This window comes from Anabaena sp. PCC 7108 (genome assembly GCF_000332135.1).
Taxonomy (GTDB): Bacteria; Cyanobacteriota; Cyanobacteriia; order Cyanobacteriales; family Nostocaceae; genus Anabaena.
Genome location: NZ_KB235896.1, coordinates 2497394 through 2513732 on the forward strand (window position 1 = coordinate 2497394; position 16339 = coordinate 2513732).

A 16339-nucleotide genomic window follows, 5' to 3' on the forward strand; every position below is an offset into this window, starting at 1 on the left:
AGAGGACGCGCAGAGTGGGAGACGCGGTGAGGAAGTCGGAGTCTTGGCGGTTGCTATACCCGATTAAGATGAAGCTGCATAGAATAGGAGATCAAGACTAATTGACCGCAGATATAGACATCCTTAGGGTGGCTTCTCCAAAAATACGCAGATACAGCAGTTATCGGTCGAATGCAATACAATCGAGGGCGGGGAAACCCCGCCCCTACAGGCTTGGCGATGAAACCCTGTACCTCATAACAGCAGGAAGCGCTGTAAATGCAGATAAATCAATGAATTTCATGATTCTATGCAGCTTCACATAAAATTGGCAATTGCTATATTTTGGCAGTAGAATGTCTTTCTATCGCTAGTTGAATCAATTGATCTACGAGTTGGGGAAAGAGAATACCAGTATTTGCCCAAAGTTGAGGATACATACTTGTGGCTGTAAACCCTGGTAAGGTATTAATTTCGTTAATTAAGATTTCCCCAGTAGCTTCTACATAGAAAAAGTCTACTCTCGCTAAACCAGCAGCGTCAACGGCTGCAAAGGCTTGTAATGCCATTTCTTGAATTTGCTCGACAATTGCTTTTGGAAGATGTGCAGGAATGAATAAATCGGCTTTACCTTCGGTATATTTAGTTTCGTAATCGTAAAAATCACTATCAAAAGTAATTTCGCCAATTACAGAAGCTTTGGGATTATCGTTCCCTAAAACGGCGCATTCTACTTCTCTGGCTACAACTCCGGCTTCTACTATAATCCGTCTATCATAAGTGGCGGCATTATCTAAGGCGGCTTCTAATTCTCGGCGCGATCGCACTTTGGTAATTCCCACCGATGAACCTAGGTTAGCAGGTTTGACAAAACAGGGATAGTCCAATGTTGCTTCAATTTCATCACAGAGTTTGGGAAACACACAAGAATTTGACCAAACTTGCGCTCTCGTTATGGCTTTATATTTTACTTGTGGTAGTCCCGCTTGGGCAAAAGCGGTTTTCATGCCGATTTTATCCATTCCCGTAGCTGAACCTAACACCCCAGAACCCACAAAAGGCTTTTGCATTAAGGTGAGTAAGCCTTGAATTGTACCATCTTCACCATTGGGTCCGTGGAGAATGGGAAACCACAGATCAATTTCTGCCGTTTGTGGTGGAAATTGCCATAAATTAAGTGTAACGGCGGGATTTTCCATAGCCACACCAGATGTTAAAACTTGCTGTGCAGTTTCCCCAGCTTGCCAAAAGCCATCTTTTTGAATGTAGAAAGGCAGAATTTCGTACTTATTACTATTTTCTTCTGCACTTAAGGCTTTAGCGATCGCTCGTGCTGAAATTATTGAAACTTCATGTTCTCCAGAACGTCCACCAAACAGCAAGCCCACCCGCAGCTTAGTCATCTTCTCTACCTCGATACTTCTAAAGCAGATAGCGTACCATAAGATATCCAACTTCTTAGATAAATGCTTCTTTAAGCTGGGTGACAACATAGGCCAGTTTAAAGTCAAGGCTTTATTTGAGCTATCAATTCATGGTCAAATTTTTGACATTACTAAACTTTATGACTATGATTTTTTCTCATAAATGATTTAAGATGGCTATATATAGAATTAATATTTGATTTTTAAAATATACGTAGGGTGGGCAATGCCCACCTAAGACTGGTTTTGGTGGGCTTAAAAATTTTCAAATATCAAATATGATTCCTATAGTTGGCAGTAATATTTAAAGAAGATTGAAAAAATGGCAGACAATGCCGAGAATAATCTACCCCACTTTAATAACGCCGCCTTTGATATTGTGGCCATGGCAGCATCCGCAGGTGGGTTAAATGCTTTGAGTGCCGTACTATCGACATTACCCGCAGATTTTACAGCTGCGATCGCTATTGTGCAACATCTCGCTCCCCGTCATCCTTCACTCATGGCTGATATTCTGGATCGACGTACCGCGTTGCAAGTCAAGCAAGCAGAAGAAGGAGATCAGCTTACCCCAAGAACAGTTTATCTTGCTCCTCCCGACCACCACCTGCTAGTTAACTGTGACGGCACACTTTCTTTATCACAGTCAGAATTGGTACACTTCTTGCGTCCCTCGGCTGATTTATTATTTGAATCAGTTGCAGATAGTTACAAAAACCGTGCCATTGCTGTTGTCTTAACTGGTACTGGTAATGATGGAACGATGGGAGTACAAGCAGTGAAAAAAAAGGGGGGTACTGTCATTGTTCAAGATGAAAACACGGCTGAATTTTTTGGAATGCCAGGCTCGGCCATTGAAAGTGGTAATGTGGATTTTATATTGCCCTTAAATGAAATCTCACCAGCCCTGGTGAGTTTGGTTATGCATGGTGTTTAAATAAAAAAAATAAACCAAGAGGATGAATCTACCACAATCAAATTTATCCGCTGACTGGTAATGATTTATGTACTGATGGATTGACTGCGGATGTTTTTATGAATTACATAGAAAAAGATCCTGAATTTGAAAATCTACTTATATATTTGCGGCAAAATCGGGGCTTTGATTTCACCGGTTACAAGTATTCGACTTTGATGCGACGTGTATGCAAGCGAATGCAATCATTGAATTTAGAAGACTTTGGAAGTTACTTAGACTATTTAGAAGTACATCCAGAGGAATTCAATTATTTGTTTAATATTATCTTAATCAATGTCACCAGTTTTTTTCGCGATCCCTTAGCTTGGGAAGCCATAGTTGAGAAAGTTTTGCCTAATATCATCCAAGGCCAGAAAAAAACTGACAAAATTAGGATTTGGAGTGCAGGTTGTGCTTCTGGTGAAGAAGCTTACACCATCGCCATGCTGATGACGGAAATGTTGGGGTTCGAGGAATTTCGCCATCGAGTCAAAATCTATGCTACTGATGTAGATGAAGAAGCTCTCAACCAAGGGCGGCAAGCTACATATTCAGCTAAAGATATCCATCTAGTACCACAGCACCTACAGAAAAAATATTTTGAAGTCATCAATAATCGTTATGTCTTTCAGCAAGATTTACGCCGGACTGTAATTTTTGGTCGTCATGACTTGCTGCAAGATGCCCCAATTTCTCGCTTAGACCTGTTGGTTTGTCGCAACACTTTGATGTATTTTAATTCGGAAACTCAGGGGCGGATTCTGAGAGGGTTTCATTTTGCCTTGAAAGACACAGGTTATCTGTTTTTGGGTAAAGCGGAAATGTTGTTGATGTATCCTAATCTGTTTACACCTTTAGACTTAAAGAACCGTATTTTTACTAAAGCATCACAACCTAATCTGCGTGATCGTCCCTTATTTATGGCCAATTCGGGACAAGAGGAATCGAGCTATTTTTTATCTAAGCAAGTGCGTCTGCGGGATTTAGCTTTTGATGCTACACCCATCGCTCAAATAGTCGTTGATACTGATAATAGATTAGTGATGTTCAACGAACAGTCCAAGATTTTATTCAATCTCTCAAATAAAGATTTAAATTGCCCTTTTCAAGATTTGGAAATATCTTACCGTCCCCTAGAATTGCGATCGCTGATTGAACAGGTTTATAACGAGCGCCATTTCGTATTCGTACCTAATGTAACGAGATATTTGTCTAATACTGAAATTCAATCTCTAGATGTGCGAGTTAAACCTTTATTAGATACTAATGATATAATTTTAGGTGTGAGTATAACCTTTGATGATGTTACTAGTTATATTCACCTTCAAGAAGAGCTACAACGTTCTAAACAAGAACAAGAGACAACAAACGAAGAACTCCAGTCTACTAATGAAGAATTAGAGACAACAAACGAAGAACTCCAGTCTACTAATGAAGAATTAGAGACAACAAATGAAGAACTCCAGTCTACTAATGAAGAATTGGAGACAATGAACGAAGAAGTCAATTCTACTAACGAAGAGTTACAGTCCATCAATGACGCATTAAACCAGAAGACTAGAGAACTAAACAAAACGAATGTTGTTTTAGTCAGCATCCTCAGAAGTCTACAAACAGGCATATTAGTTATTGATCAAAATTTCACTATTTTGGTTTGGAATCATTTTCTCGAAGATATGTGGGGGTTGCGAACCGATGAAGTATTGGGTCATTCCTTGTTTAGCCTTGATATTGGTTTACCAATCGAGCAATTGCGCTCTCCCATTCTTGATACTCTCTCCAACAAACAAGGATTTCAAGAAATGGTTTTAAATGCGCTCAACCGTCGGGGTAGACAAATCAGATGTTACGTTTCTATTACTCCTATGTTGGGTACAGATATGAAAGGAGCAGTTTTGATGATAGCAGATGTAGAAGCAGTTAACAGTATGATGTCGAGCGAAGATATTGAAGAACGAAGGCAGCAGAATCAGTAGGTCGGCGTATTTATCTTAGGATCAGGCAGGGGGTAGGGGGACGCGGGGATGGGGAGATGGGGAGATGGGGAGGAAGAGGACGCGGGGACACGGAGACGCGGAGACGCGGGGAGGCTCAAGATGGGGCAGAGAGGAGGGGGAAAGAGGATTTTAAGTAATTGGACAAAAATATTTACAGTCATTGCGAGCGAAGCGAAGCAATCCCAGCCCTTGCGATTGCGTCATTCCACTGCGTTCCATTCGCAATGACATTGTGTAATTAATTCTGTCCTAGTACTTAGCGTAGGTCATCTTTCTTCACATAGTTTGGTTTTTTTGCGCCAATCGACTTAAACCATAGAAGCATTTTGATCATGACACAACAAAATCTAGAACAACTGATGGCGATCGCGCAAACAAGACTAGATAACCTGTTAAAACGTGCCAATCAACCAGAAGAGCAACGTAGATCGCAAGATTCTCATGCAGTTCTATTAAGTGAAGCGATCACCGAAATTTCTATTTCTTTAGAAGAATTAAACGTCTTAGTAGAAGAACTACAACAACAAAATGAGGAATTAATCGCTACCCGTCAGCAAGTAGATGCTGAACGCCAACGATACCTAGATTTATTCAACTTTGCCCCCGATGCTTATTTAGTTACTGGTGTGGATGGTTTAATCCAAGAAGCGAACTATGTTGCCGCTCAGTTACTCAATGTCCGTCATTCTTATCTAATTGGCAAACCACTGACTGTGTTTGTGCATCCACAGGAACGGCAAAACTTTCGCAGCTTAAAGTTGCAGTTGCAACAGGAAGGTCAAATCCGCATCACCGAGTTACACATATTTCACAATGAAGGTAGCACAGACTTTCCGGCTGAAGTGACGGCAGTTATTGAACGCGATCGCACAGGCAAAGTAACTAGTTTACGCTGGCTGTTCCGAAATATTAGCGATCGCAAACAGGCGGAACGGAAAATCCGTGAACAAGCGGCTTTAATTGATGTTGCTACTGATGCTATTTTTGTCTGCGATTTGGAAAACCAGATTTTATTTTGGAGCCAAGGGGCTGAACGCTTATATGGTTGGACGACCGAAGAAAGCTTAAGTAAAACAACTCATCAACTTTTCTACAAAGAATCATTATTGCCACTGGAAGCAGGTCTAAAGGCTACTATCGAACAAGGTTCTTGGCAAGGTGAGTTAGAGCAAATCACCAAAACTGGTAGAGAAATTATCGTTGCTAGTCGTTTGACATTGGTACGCGATGAATCTGGAAAACCCCAATCCATTCTCGCAGTCAACACCGACATCACCGAGAAAAAACAAATAGAGCAACAATTTTACCGCTCTCAACGGTTGGAGAGTATAGGAACTCTAGCTAGTGGCATTGCTCACGATCTCAACAACGTCTTTGCTCCCATTCTGATGATTGCCCAATTTTTGCCTTCAAGATTCAAAAATGCTGATCGGCAGAATCTAGAACTTTTCAAAACTATAGAAACCAGTGCCGAGCGTGGTGCTGGCTTAGTTAAACAAATTCTCACCTTTGCTCATGGTACTGAAGGAAAACGCATCCTTTTAAACCCTGGATATTTGCTCCAAGAATTGCTGAAAGTCATCAACCAGACATTTCCTAAATCTATTGAAGTTCGTATTGATATTCCTATAAACACTTTGTGGATGGTGCGAACCAATCCTACCCAACTAGATCAGGTATTTATGAATTTGGTAGTTAATGCCCGTGACGCTATGCCCAATGGTGGTATTCTCACAATCACAGCCGAAAACCGCATAATTGACCAAACCTTTGCCCAAATGCACCTTGATGCCAAAACAGGAAGCTACATCGTTGTTACTATCTCAGATACAGGAACGGGAATTCCTCCAGAATTTTTAGAGCGCATATTTGATCCCTTTTTTACAACTAAAGAAATTGGCAAAGGTACAGGACTAGGGCTGTCAACGGTTTTAGGTATTATCAAGAATCACGACGGCTTTGTGCAAGTATCGAGTCAGGTAAGTAAAGGGACAAAATTTCAGGTGTTCTTACCCACAATAGAACAGTCAGTGACGTGAGGATAGATGTGGAAAAATTTAACTAGTTGAGAGAAATTTTTCAATGTTTATGGCCACAATAAAGCATTGTGTATCTCTATGTATATAATTACAATTATTTATGTTGAATCTCTAACCAGCATCTGAGAGTTTAAAATATACGGATAAATGCAATTTTGGTTAAGAACTATAGATAGAATGAACAGAGTTAGCCTTAATATCTAATCGCCAGAACCTATACAACTCATGGATTTTGCTAATATTGCATCCCAGTTAAATGCTGGAACGATTTTACCAGAGGGGATTGTAATTATCACCCTCTTGGGGGTTTTGATTGTGGATTTGATTTTGGGGCGTACATCTTCACGCTGGATTGGATATCTAGCGATCGCAGGTTTGCTAACTGCAATTGTCGCCCTATGCTTCCAATGGGATGCTACCAATCCTATCGGCTTTACTGGTAGCTTTAATGGAGATGACCTCAGTATTATCTTTCGCGGTATCATTGCTCTGTCTGCCGTTGTCACAATACTGATGTCAATTGGCTACATTGAGCAGAGTGGCACCGCGTTAGCAGAATTCATCGCCATTTTGATGACTGCGACTTTGGGAGGAATGTTTTTATCCGGTGCTAGTGAGTTGGTGATGATTTTCATCTCCCTAGAGACACTGAGTATTTCCTCTTATTTGTTGACAGGTTATACCAAGCGTGACCCTCGCTCTAATGAAGCAGCGCTGAAATATCTGTTAATTGGAGCTTCCAGTACAGCAGTATTTTTGTACGGTGTATCACTGCTGTATGGTTTATCCGGTGGACAAACAGAACTGAGTGCGATCGCTAATGGTATCGCTGCCGCTAACGTCAGTCAATCTTTAGGTTTTGTAATTGCCCTCGTTTTCGTGATTGCAGGTATTGGTTTCAAAATCTCCGCTGCCCCCTTCCACCAATGGACACCAGACGTTTATGAAGGCGCTCCCACCCCAGTAATCGCCTTTTTATCCGTTGGTTCCAAAGCAGCAGGTTTTGCTCTCGCTATCCGCTTATTGACGGTAGTTTTCCCCCTCGTCGCTGACGAATGGAGGTTTGTTTTCACTGCCCTTGCAGTGTTGAGTATGGTGTTGGGTAACGTCGTTGCTCTAGCCCAAACCAGCATGAAACGGATGTTAGCTTATTCATCCATTGCCCAAGCAGGTTTTGTGATGATTGGCTTAATTGCTGGGACTGATGCCGGATATTCCAGTATGATATTTTACCTACTGGTTTACCTGTTCATGAACCTGTGCGGCTTTACTTGCGTGATTCTGTTCTCTTTGCGGACAGGAACTGACCAAATAGCCGAATACTCAGGTTTGTATCAAAAAGACCCACTTCTCACTTTAGCATTAAGCATCTCTCTCTTATCCTTGGGTGGTATTCCCCCACTAGCAGGGTTTTTTGGGAAGATTTACCTATTCTGGGCAGGTTGGCAAGCCGGTCTTTACTGGTTAGTCTTGCTGGGCTTAGTTACCAGCGTTGTTTCCATCTACTACTACATTCGTGTAGTTAAGATGATGGTAGTCAAAGAACCCCAAGAAATGTCCGACGTGGTGAAAAATTATCCCGAAATCCGTTGGAATTTACCTGGGTTTAGACCTTTACAAGTGGGTTTGATAGCAACTTTAATCGCTACTACTGTAGCGGGAATTTTGTCAAATCCGTTGTTTACCTTAGCAAATAATTCTGTTGCGAATACTCCCATTTTGCAAGCTGAAAAAATTGCCAGTACTCAAGCAAGTGCAATTATCACTGAACAAGCAGAGTAATTCTCGGTAAGGTAATTGAAAATATCAATTACCTATTACAATACCTTGTCCATTTTCTGTAGGTTGGGTTAACCGATAGCGCAACCCAACAAATGGGTTGGGTTTCATCCTTCAACCCAACCTACAAATCAAGGCTTTTCCCAATTTGGACAGGGTATTGCTATTACCAAATTAATAGCTGCATAGAATACAGTATCAATAATAATTGAACGCAGATAAATGCAGATAAACGCAGATAAACGCAGATAAACACAGATAAAGATTAAGCAATTGAAAATCTAAAATCTAAAATCTAAACTTCATCCAAGTGTTCTGCTAAAGAACTATATAAATTAATAATGTGGCTGTCAGCCAAACTGTAATAAACATTTCGTCCTTCTCGACGATAGCTGACTAAACGCATGGCTTTTAATAATCTTAGTTGATGACAAACTGCTGATTCACTCATTTTCATCAACGCTGCTAAATCGCAAACACACAATTCTTGGTTTGCTAAAGCAGATAGTAAACGCAGACGGTTTGGATCTGCTAATACCCCAAAGATTTCTGCCATCAGCTGCGCTTTATTTGTAGGTAGGATTTGTGACTGAGTTAAGCGGACATTATCTAGATGTATCAAATGAGTTTCACAAGTGGGCGTGGCATCAGCACTTTGTAGTAACTCGTTTTCTGACTTTGAATTTCGCTTATTCATCACTTTTTGGTTCGCAGCAATGGTAATCAATATCAATATTCATATTAACTAAAAATGTACTGATTAAATAGTTGAACAGTTGTTCAATTGTTGTATTAGAATATTGACAGTTAACTTTGTAGCCTTTTTTGTAAAGCTGCTATGACTCAAACTCCCTCAATTAAAACTCAAGCTTTGCAGGTTGGTGGCATGGACTGCGGAAGTTGTGCTAAGACAATTGAAGTCAGCTTGCAGCAGTTAAGCGGCGTGACGGAAGTATCTGTGAGCTTTGGGACAGAAAAAGTTAAAGTATCCTACGACCCACAGATAGTCACTGAGAAAACAATTTTTGACCGCATCAAAGCTTTAGGTTACACAGTTGAGCAGAGTCATGAAGCGGCTACCCATAATCACAGTAATTCATGCTCTCACGACCACGATCATCATGTCGATGTGGCTTCAACTCAAAGCCTACAAACTATGATTGGCGGCATGGATTGCGGTAGTTGTGCTAAGACTGTTGAGGTTGGTTTGCAGGAGATAGCAGGTGTTTTGGAGGTATCGGTCAGCTTTGCCACCCAAAGAGCGGAAATATCCTATAACCCTCAGCAAATTAATGAAACGGCAATTTATAACCGGATTAAAGCTTTAGGTTACACAGTTGAGCAAAGTGATGAGGCTTCCACAAATCACAGCCATTCCCATTCTCATGACCACAAGCACGAACACCAACACCCTCATTCAGTTCGCCAGCAAACTCAGAATACAGACCCGACAAATTGGAAGTTCTGGATTCACAACCGCCGAGGATTAAGTGTAATTTTAGCAGGAGTGGGTTTAGTTCTGGGTTTGATAACTCAGTATTTGGCGCTACCGATTTGGATTGTACGAGCTTTTTATGGCGTTGGTATTATCGTAGCTGGATTTCCTATTGCACGAGCAGGTCTGATGGAGTTACGCTTGCGCCGTGCCGATATGAATTTGCTGATGACAATTTCGGTGATTGGTGCAGTAATTTTAGGAGACTGGTTTGAGGCGGCGTTGGTGATTTTTCTATTTTCCTTGGGGACAACGCTGCAAATTTTCACCTTCAGTCGTACCCGCAATGCTATTAGTAACTTGATGAATTTGACTCCACCGACTGCAACCCTGAAGCGGGGTTCTCAGGAAGTAAGTGTGCGGGTTGAAGAAATTCAAGTTGGGGAAATTCTGACAATTCGTCCAGGACAGCGAGTTGCTTTAGATGGAGTGGTAGTATCTGGAAATTCAGCAATTGACCAATCACCAATTACAGGAGAATCTATTCCTGAAGATAAAGAAATAGGCGATCGCGTTTTTGCGGGAACATTAAATCAAACTGGCTTTTTAGAAGTAAAAGTCACACATACTGCTGCTGACACAACAGTGGCGAAAATTGTTCATTTAGTCGAAGTTGCCCAATCAAGCCGCGCACCTTCCCAGCAATGGGTAGATAAGTTTGCCGAAGTTTACACACCCATTGTCATTGTCAGTGCGATCGCTCTGTCCTTAATTCCGCCCTTGGTATTTGGTCAATCCTTTAATGTTTGGCTTTATCGAGCGCTAGTTTTATTAGTAATTGCTTGTCCCTGTGCATTGGTGATTTCTACCCCCGTATCCATTGTCAGTGCTATTGGTGCAGCCACCCGTCAAGGCATATTATTCAAGGGTGGTAATAGCTTGGAAACTGCGGGAAAACTCACCAGTCTTGCTTTTGATAAAACGGGAACATTGACCCAAGGTGAACCCGTAGTACTTCAGGTTAAGGAATTGGGGGAAACGAGTGCAACGCAGATATTATTCATCGCCGCTGCTTTGGAACAACAATCTGAACATCCTTTAGCTAGGGCGATAGTTGCAAAAGCCAGAGAGCAAGGAATAGAGTTAGAGAATCCCCAGAATTTTACAGCTTATCCTGGTAGAGGTATTGCCGCAAATGTTGGCGAAAAGCAGTATTTTGTGGGCAATCGGCGGTTATTTGTGGATCAAGGCATCAGTTTATCACTAGCTGCGAAATCTCTTTTGGGTGAGATAGAAAATTTGGGACAAACTCCAGTTTTAGTCGGTAATAGTCAGGGTTTATTAGGAGTGATATCCCTAGCTGATGGTTTACGCTTGGAGGCTGGGGAAACTGTACGATTGTTGAAAAAGCAAGGATTACAACATTTAGTCATGTTAACAGGCGATCGCACTCAGGTTGCCCAGCAAATTGCTCAACAGCTGGATATTCAAGAGTATAAAGCAGAACTATTACCAGAAGATAAACTGCAAATAATTCAACAAATGCGCCGTTCTGGGATTGTGGGTATGGTAGGTGATGGTATAAATGATGCTCCAGCTTTGGCGGCTGCGGATATCAGCTTTGCGGTAGGTGGAATAGATATGGCGTTGGAAACAGCTGATGTTGTACTAGTTAGTGGTGATTTAAGAAAACTCGCTACAGCTGTTGATTTGAGTCGCCGTACCGTCAAGATAATTCAACAAAATATTGTCTTTTCGTTGGTAACAAAAGCACTATTTTTACTTTTAGCCACATTCGGGTTTGTCGGTTTAGCAGTTGCAGTTTTAGCTGATACCGGCAGTTCCTTGTTGGTAACGGCGAATGGGATGCGGCTGTTTAGAGCTAAACTACCTTAAAACTTTCCGGCGTTGCTAAGGGGATAATTGAGGCTGACGCGGTGATTATATACTCAACACGGCTTAATTATTTGATTCTGCGGGTAGGGGTTTAGCAGTGCTAAACCCTTACAAATCTGGTTTTTTCGTGATTTGACAAAAGTCCATATCCTAACGGTTTTGAGTATATTAGGACTTACGCAAGTGTCACACTAAAAATCTGTTGTAGGGTGCGTCAGACCGCATAAATCCAGCAAATAAACAGATTGTTGATATCTGACGCACCCTACCAATGTGCCAGTTGCGTAAGTCCTGTATATATTGATGTAGATTCTCCAATCATTCCGCAATGATACAACGCCACAAAAAAATATAGCAATCGCCAATTAAGCAATTCAAAATTCAAAATTCAAAATTTTAAATTTAAATAGGGCTTGCTAAATAAGGATGAAACCTTTTATTAATAAGGGTTTTGCGGATTTTTAAAACAAGAAAGTGCAAGATTTGGGCTTATGGTGTCTCAAAATTGGTGCATTTTCCTTGGTCGGATTTGGGAAATTGAGGATATCCAGATGGCTGAAACTGTTAAGAGTTCCCTGTTCCCTGTTCCCTACCCTCACAGACAACTTTTATGGCTTACGCTACGCTATCAGCAAGCCCTAAATAGCAACTACATTTTTAGGAAACTGACGCTTTAAAGCTGCAAATACAGGACAAGGGGCTGAAGCTTGTAAATTATGGGGTTTATTCCAAGTAAATGGTGCTTGTTGAGCCGCAGACATCCATAACAACTGCTTGGCTCTGGTCATGGCAACATAGAGTAAACGATATTCTTCTGCGGTTTTTAAGTGTTTGGCTTGTTCCCAAGCTTGGCTAATATCAGGTATATCTTCTGCTTTTTTATGGAGGGCGGCGCGAATTTGGGCGCGGGCAACTTCTGATAAAGTAAAATCACCTAGAAATTTGCTTTGGAGAGGAACCCATAATTTACCGGGAATGAGATTTTCGTGCAAAAAGGGCAAAAACACATAATCCCAATCTAGTCCTTTAGCTTTGTGCATGGTGATAATTGTCAATTGACCTTTTTTGGTGTATTGTTCTTCCAGATTTTCTGTGTCTACTGGTTCAAATCTTTCAGAACTGACAATTTCACTTAAAGCTGATAACATCGCTGCCATTGAGGTGTTACCAAATAGTTGCTGATTTACTCGTTCTGTCAGTTTGTCAGCGGTTGCTAATTCGGCTTGGTCATAATTTAGAGTTAAGGCTAAAAAGGAAATTATCTGATACAAAGGCAGTTCTAAACGGGCGCGGAGTAAACTACGACAAAGATGAGCTGCTTTTTGGACTATATCTGTTTGGGGTGCGGCTAAGGGGCTAGGATATAAAAATTCTTCTGGGAGACTAGCCAGGGTATTGATGTCTTGGGTAGGAATTAATTGACGTTGGACTAATACCTCAAGGGCGGCTTTGAGTTTTCCGGGGGAATGAGGGCGATCGCAAAATTGCAATAATGATAAAATTTCTTGGGGTACATGAGAACGTCGTTCTCTTTCTCCCACGTCGTAAAGTTGAATGTTATGCTCTTTACATATCGGTTCTAAGGCTTCAGCTAACCATCTTCCTTGGCGATTTTCTCGCACTAACACCGCCGCACAGGAATCAGATTTTTCTGTAAATAACTCAATTACTCTTTGGGAAAGTAATTCAACTGTTTGATAAATATCACGGGGAATATAAAGTTCTAATCCCCTTCCTACTGGTTGAGGATTTCCGTTTGTTTGATTAACTAGTTGAATTTTTTGGTTGATAAATGGTGTTTGTCCATATTTATTTTTTGCGAACTCTTGATTATTTACCCATTCCAAAGCAAAGTTAGCTGCATCAATAATGATTTGTGTACTTCGACCTGCTTGATCCATTGTTGCTAGTTTTTCTTGCTTGTGGCAATTTTCGCAAAAGTCCCGAAAATAAATTGGGTCAGCAGGTGTAAAAGTTGAATTAATCGCCTGATTAGGATCACCAACTCTGATTAAGTTCAGTGCTGATTTATTTAAATTCTCCCTATCTGCTTCACTCGCTAATATTTCTAATAACTGAGTTTGCAATGGGCTAGAATCTTGGGCTTCGTCTTCAAATACAGCGAAAACTTTATTCTGTTCAATGCGTCGGGCGCTATCATTTTCGAGAACTCGCAAAGCGGCTAAAATCATATCATCGTAGTCAATAAACTCTGGTGATATCTCCGACGATTTTCCGCTACGCATCAAATTTTCATACTGCTCATATAACCCTGCTGCTATTTGCAAAATTCCATATTTATCTGTGGTTTTTTGACTCCACATCTGCAACTTTTCTGGTAGAATTCCTGAACTTTTAGCTTCATGAATAACGGTATAAGCTAAATCTGGCAATACTTCTGTTCGCAGTACTGACTGACGACGTAATTTTTCTGTTTCTTCTCCATCAAATTGTTCCCCTTTGAGTAAACGCCCATAACTTTCGGGATGGTTAGCAATCCATTGTTCTACAGCGGTGCGAATGAAGCGGTGAGTTTGGTTTGGTGTAATTAATGTGATATTTTCTAACTGCAAACCTGATAAATCAGGATAACGAATCGCAATATCTAAAGCTAAACCATGTAAAGTATGCACAGCAAAGCCTGTTTGCGGTAAAAATAAATCATCTCGTAAATATTTACGGATTTTTAATTTAAGATTAGCAGCAGCAGAACGGGTAAAGGTAACAACTACCAACTGTCGTCGATAATTGCTGTTTGTGGAACGGGAACGCTCATACTGACGCGCAATGGCAATTGCTGCTGCTGCGGCCATCCCTGTAGATTTACCAGCACCAGGAACAGCAGATACAGCCAATGAACCAGATTCCCAGTCAGCCATTTGCTTTTGTCCGGGTCGCAGTGTGGCGCGAATTGCTACAATGTTATCTTGTAATTTAGTAACAGGTGATGACTGAAACACCTCTTCCATTTGAGGTTCTGGAGAAACTGTAACCGTAAAATTATCTTGAGACATATAAAATTTAGACTTTTATTTCAATTATTACAGCGCAGATATGAACAATATTGATTTATTATTTATGTGTATTTTTAGTTGCCAATCTTCAAGTCAGCAATGAGAAATCGCAGAATTTTTCTACATTATCTAGGTTTAGCTAGTGCGATCGCTCTGGGTGCTATCTTGCGTTTTTGGCATTTAGGCTCAAAACCCTTGTGGATGGATGAAATTATTACTGCTATTTTCAGTTTAGGTAAAAATTACTATAATTTACCTTTGGATGTCATCTTTCCTCTTAACCAGGTTCAGGACATTTTTACTTTTCAGCCAGGGGTTAGTTGCGCTCAAATTGCCGAAAATCTTGCTAATTATTCTACCCATCCACCGCTGTTTTTTTGCGGAATGTACAGTTGGTTAGGTTGGATCACTGTGGGTGCAGATTGGGTAACGAAATTGCGATCGCTTCCAGCTTTATTTGGTGTCGCTGCTATTATCGCTATTTATGGTCTGAATAGAGTTGCTTTTTCTCCCACATCTGGAATTATGGCAGCATTCTTCATGGCGTTATCTCCCTTTGCTGTTTACCTATCTCAAGAAGCAAGGCACTATAGTTTACCTATGTTTCTAATTATCTTATCATTATTCTTGCTCATCCAAATTCAAAAAGATATCTTCGAGAATAAACATCTAAGATTGTGGATTTGGTCATTATGGGCAATTGTTAATAGTATTGCTCTTTATGTTCACTACTTTTTCGTAATCGCATTTATCTCTGAACTGGCTACACTATTAGCATTAATTTATCGGGATAAAGCAAATATCCGAAAATTACCCCAAATCTGGTTGTATTTAATTACTTCTATCACCAGTGTTCTGATTAGCTTTATTCCTTGGTTAGTGGTTATATTTAGCCATTTTCGCAAATCAGAAACTAATTGGTTACCTTCTCCCCATCATATTGAACCCATTTATCAAATTCTCATGCATTGGGTATTGATGATCATTACTCTCCCAGTGGAAAATCAGCCTCTACCAATTGCAGTTATTTGTGGTTTTTTAATGGTAATGTTTACAATTTGGGTGGGTTTAAAAGTATTTCCTAATTTAAAGTTACTCTGGTCTAATAGTACAACTCATTTATCTACATTCACTCTTTTAAGTTTTACTTTTTTTGTATTATTACAATTTTTCTTTATTGCTTATTTATTAGGTAAAGACATTACTGTTGTTCCCCGTTATAGCTTTGTCTATTATCCTAGCTTTTGCTCTCTCTTAGCAGCCAGCTCGGTAAAAATGAAAAATTCCCAAAAAAATCCCAAATTTATCTTTTTACTAGTTGGTATCGTCAGTTGTATTTTTGTTGTTAATAATTTAGCATTTCAAAAACCATTTCAACCTGAAAAAGTTGCCCAAAATATGAATCTAGATCCTGCTATACCATTGATGTTGGTGGTAGGATATGAAAGTTATCAAGATGTAGCAGCAGGATTAAGTTTTGCTTTAGCATTAGAACAACTCAGAAGTCATGAAATAAACAGCAAATTAGATCAGGATAGTTTGGCTTTTGTACATAAATATCCTGATTTTTCTGACTTAAATAACCAGCTTGCTCAAATTTCTGTTAGTAATTTATCCCAGTTGAATTTATGGTTTGTAGGTTCAGGGATGAGAAAACAAGATTACCCGCAAAAATTAACAATTACTGGGCAAATTACTTGTAATATAGAACCTACCCAGCACTATCGTATCGGTCAATTTCCCTATCAGCTTTATCGATGTAGTAATTCGTAATTTGGCAATGGGAAAACTCTACGGAATAACGAACCACAGAGGACA

Annotated in this window: 9 protein-coding genes; 6 read left to right on the forward strand and 3 right to left on the reverse strand. The window is 40.3% G+C overall.

Translation table 11 applies throughout. The features are described 5' to 3' along the window. Window positions 1-317: 317 nt before the first annotated feature. Window positions 318-1382 carry a D-alanine--D-alanine ligase family protein gene (locus ANA7108_RS0112025; protein WP_016951040.1) on the reverse strand — a complete coding sequence of 355 codons (1065 nt, stop codon included), beginning with the start codon at window positions 1380-1382 and terminating at the stop codon, window positions 318-320. A 343-nt stretch (window positions 1383-1725) separates the two neighbouring features. Between ANA7108_RS0112025 and ANA7108_RS0112030 the strand changes: the two genes are divergently transcribed. The 4 genes from ANA7108_RS0112030 (at window position 1726) to ANA7108_RS0112050 (ending at window position 8179) form a co-directional block, all read left to right on the forward strand. Continuing rightward, entirely contained in the window at window positions 1726-2340 is a 615-nt protein-coding gene (locus ANA7108_RS0112030) for a chemotaxis protein CheB (protein WP_016951041.1), read from the forward strand. 98 nt (window positions 2341-2438) lie between these two features. Continuing rightward, window positions 2439-4337: a CheR family methyltransferase gene (locus tag ANA7108_RS0112035; protein ID WP_016951042.1), complete on the forward strand. Its 1899-nt coding sequence runs from the start codon at window positions 2439-2441 to the stop codon at window positions 4335-4337. 353 nt (window positions 4338-4690) lie between these two features. Continuing rightward, window positions 4691-6397 carry a PAS domain-containing sensor histidine kinase gene (locus tag ANA7108_RS0112045; RefSeq protein WP_016951044.1) on the forward strand — a complete coding sequence of 569 codons (1707 nt, stop codon included), beginning with the start codon at window positions 4691-4693 and terminating at the stop codon, window positions 6395-6397. Between the two features lie 225 nt (window positions 6398-6622). Continuing rightward, a complete protein-coding gene (locus tag ANA7108_RS0112050; protein WP_016951045.1) occupies window positions 6623-8179 on the forward strand; it encodes an NAD(P)H-quinone oxidoreductase subunit N in 1557 nt (518 codons plus the stop codon). Window positions 8180-8471: 292 nt separating this feature from the next. On the opposite strand, the gene ANA7108_RS0112060 is transcribed toward ANA7108_RS0112050, so the two are convergent. Continuing rightward, the gene (locus ANA7108_RS0112060) at window positions 8472-8873 is read right to left on the reverse strand and encodes a helix-turn-helix transcriptional regulator (protein ID WP_026104140.1); all 402 of its coding nucleotides are present in this window, start codon (window positions 8871-8873) and stop codon (window positions 8472-8474) included. Window positions 8874-9014: 141 nt separating this feature from the next. On the opposite strand from ANA7108_RS0112060, the gene ANA7108_RS0112065 reads away from it, so the two are divergent. Beyond that, window positions 9015-11507 (forward strand): heavy metal translocating P-type ATPase, encoded by a 2493-nt coding sequence (locus tag ANA7108_RS0112065; RefSeq protein ID WP_016951047.1) that lies wholly within the window; start codon window positions 9015-9017, stop codon window positions 11505-11507. Window positions 11508-12145: 638 nt separating this feature from the next. On the opposite strand, the gene ANA7108_RS0112070 is transcribed toward ANA7108_RS0112065, so the two are convergent. Then, a complete protein-coding gene (locus tag ANA7108_RS0112070) occupies window positions 12146-14521 on the reverse strand; it encodes an ATP-dependent helicase (RefSeq protein ID WP_016951048.1) in 2376 nt (791 codons plus the stop codon). 99 nt (window positions 14522-14620) lie between these two features. On the opposite strand from ANA7108_RS0112070, the gene ANA7108_RS0112075 reads away from it, so the two are divergent. Continuing rightward, complete coding sequence (locus ANA7108_RS0112075) at window positions 14621-16294, forward strand: glycosyltransferase family 39 protein (RefSeq protein WP_016951049.1); 1674 nt, start codon at window positions 14621-14623, stop codon at window positions 16292-16294. The last annotated feature ends 45 nt before the right edge of the window (window positions 16295-16339 follow it).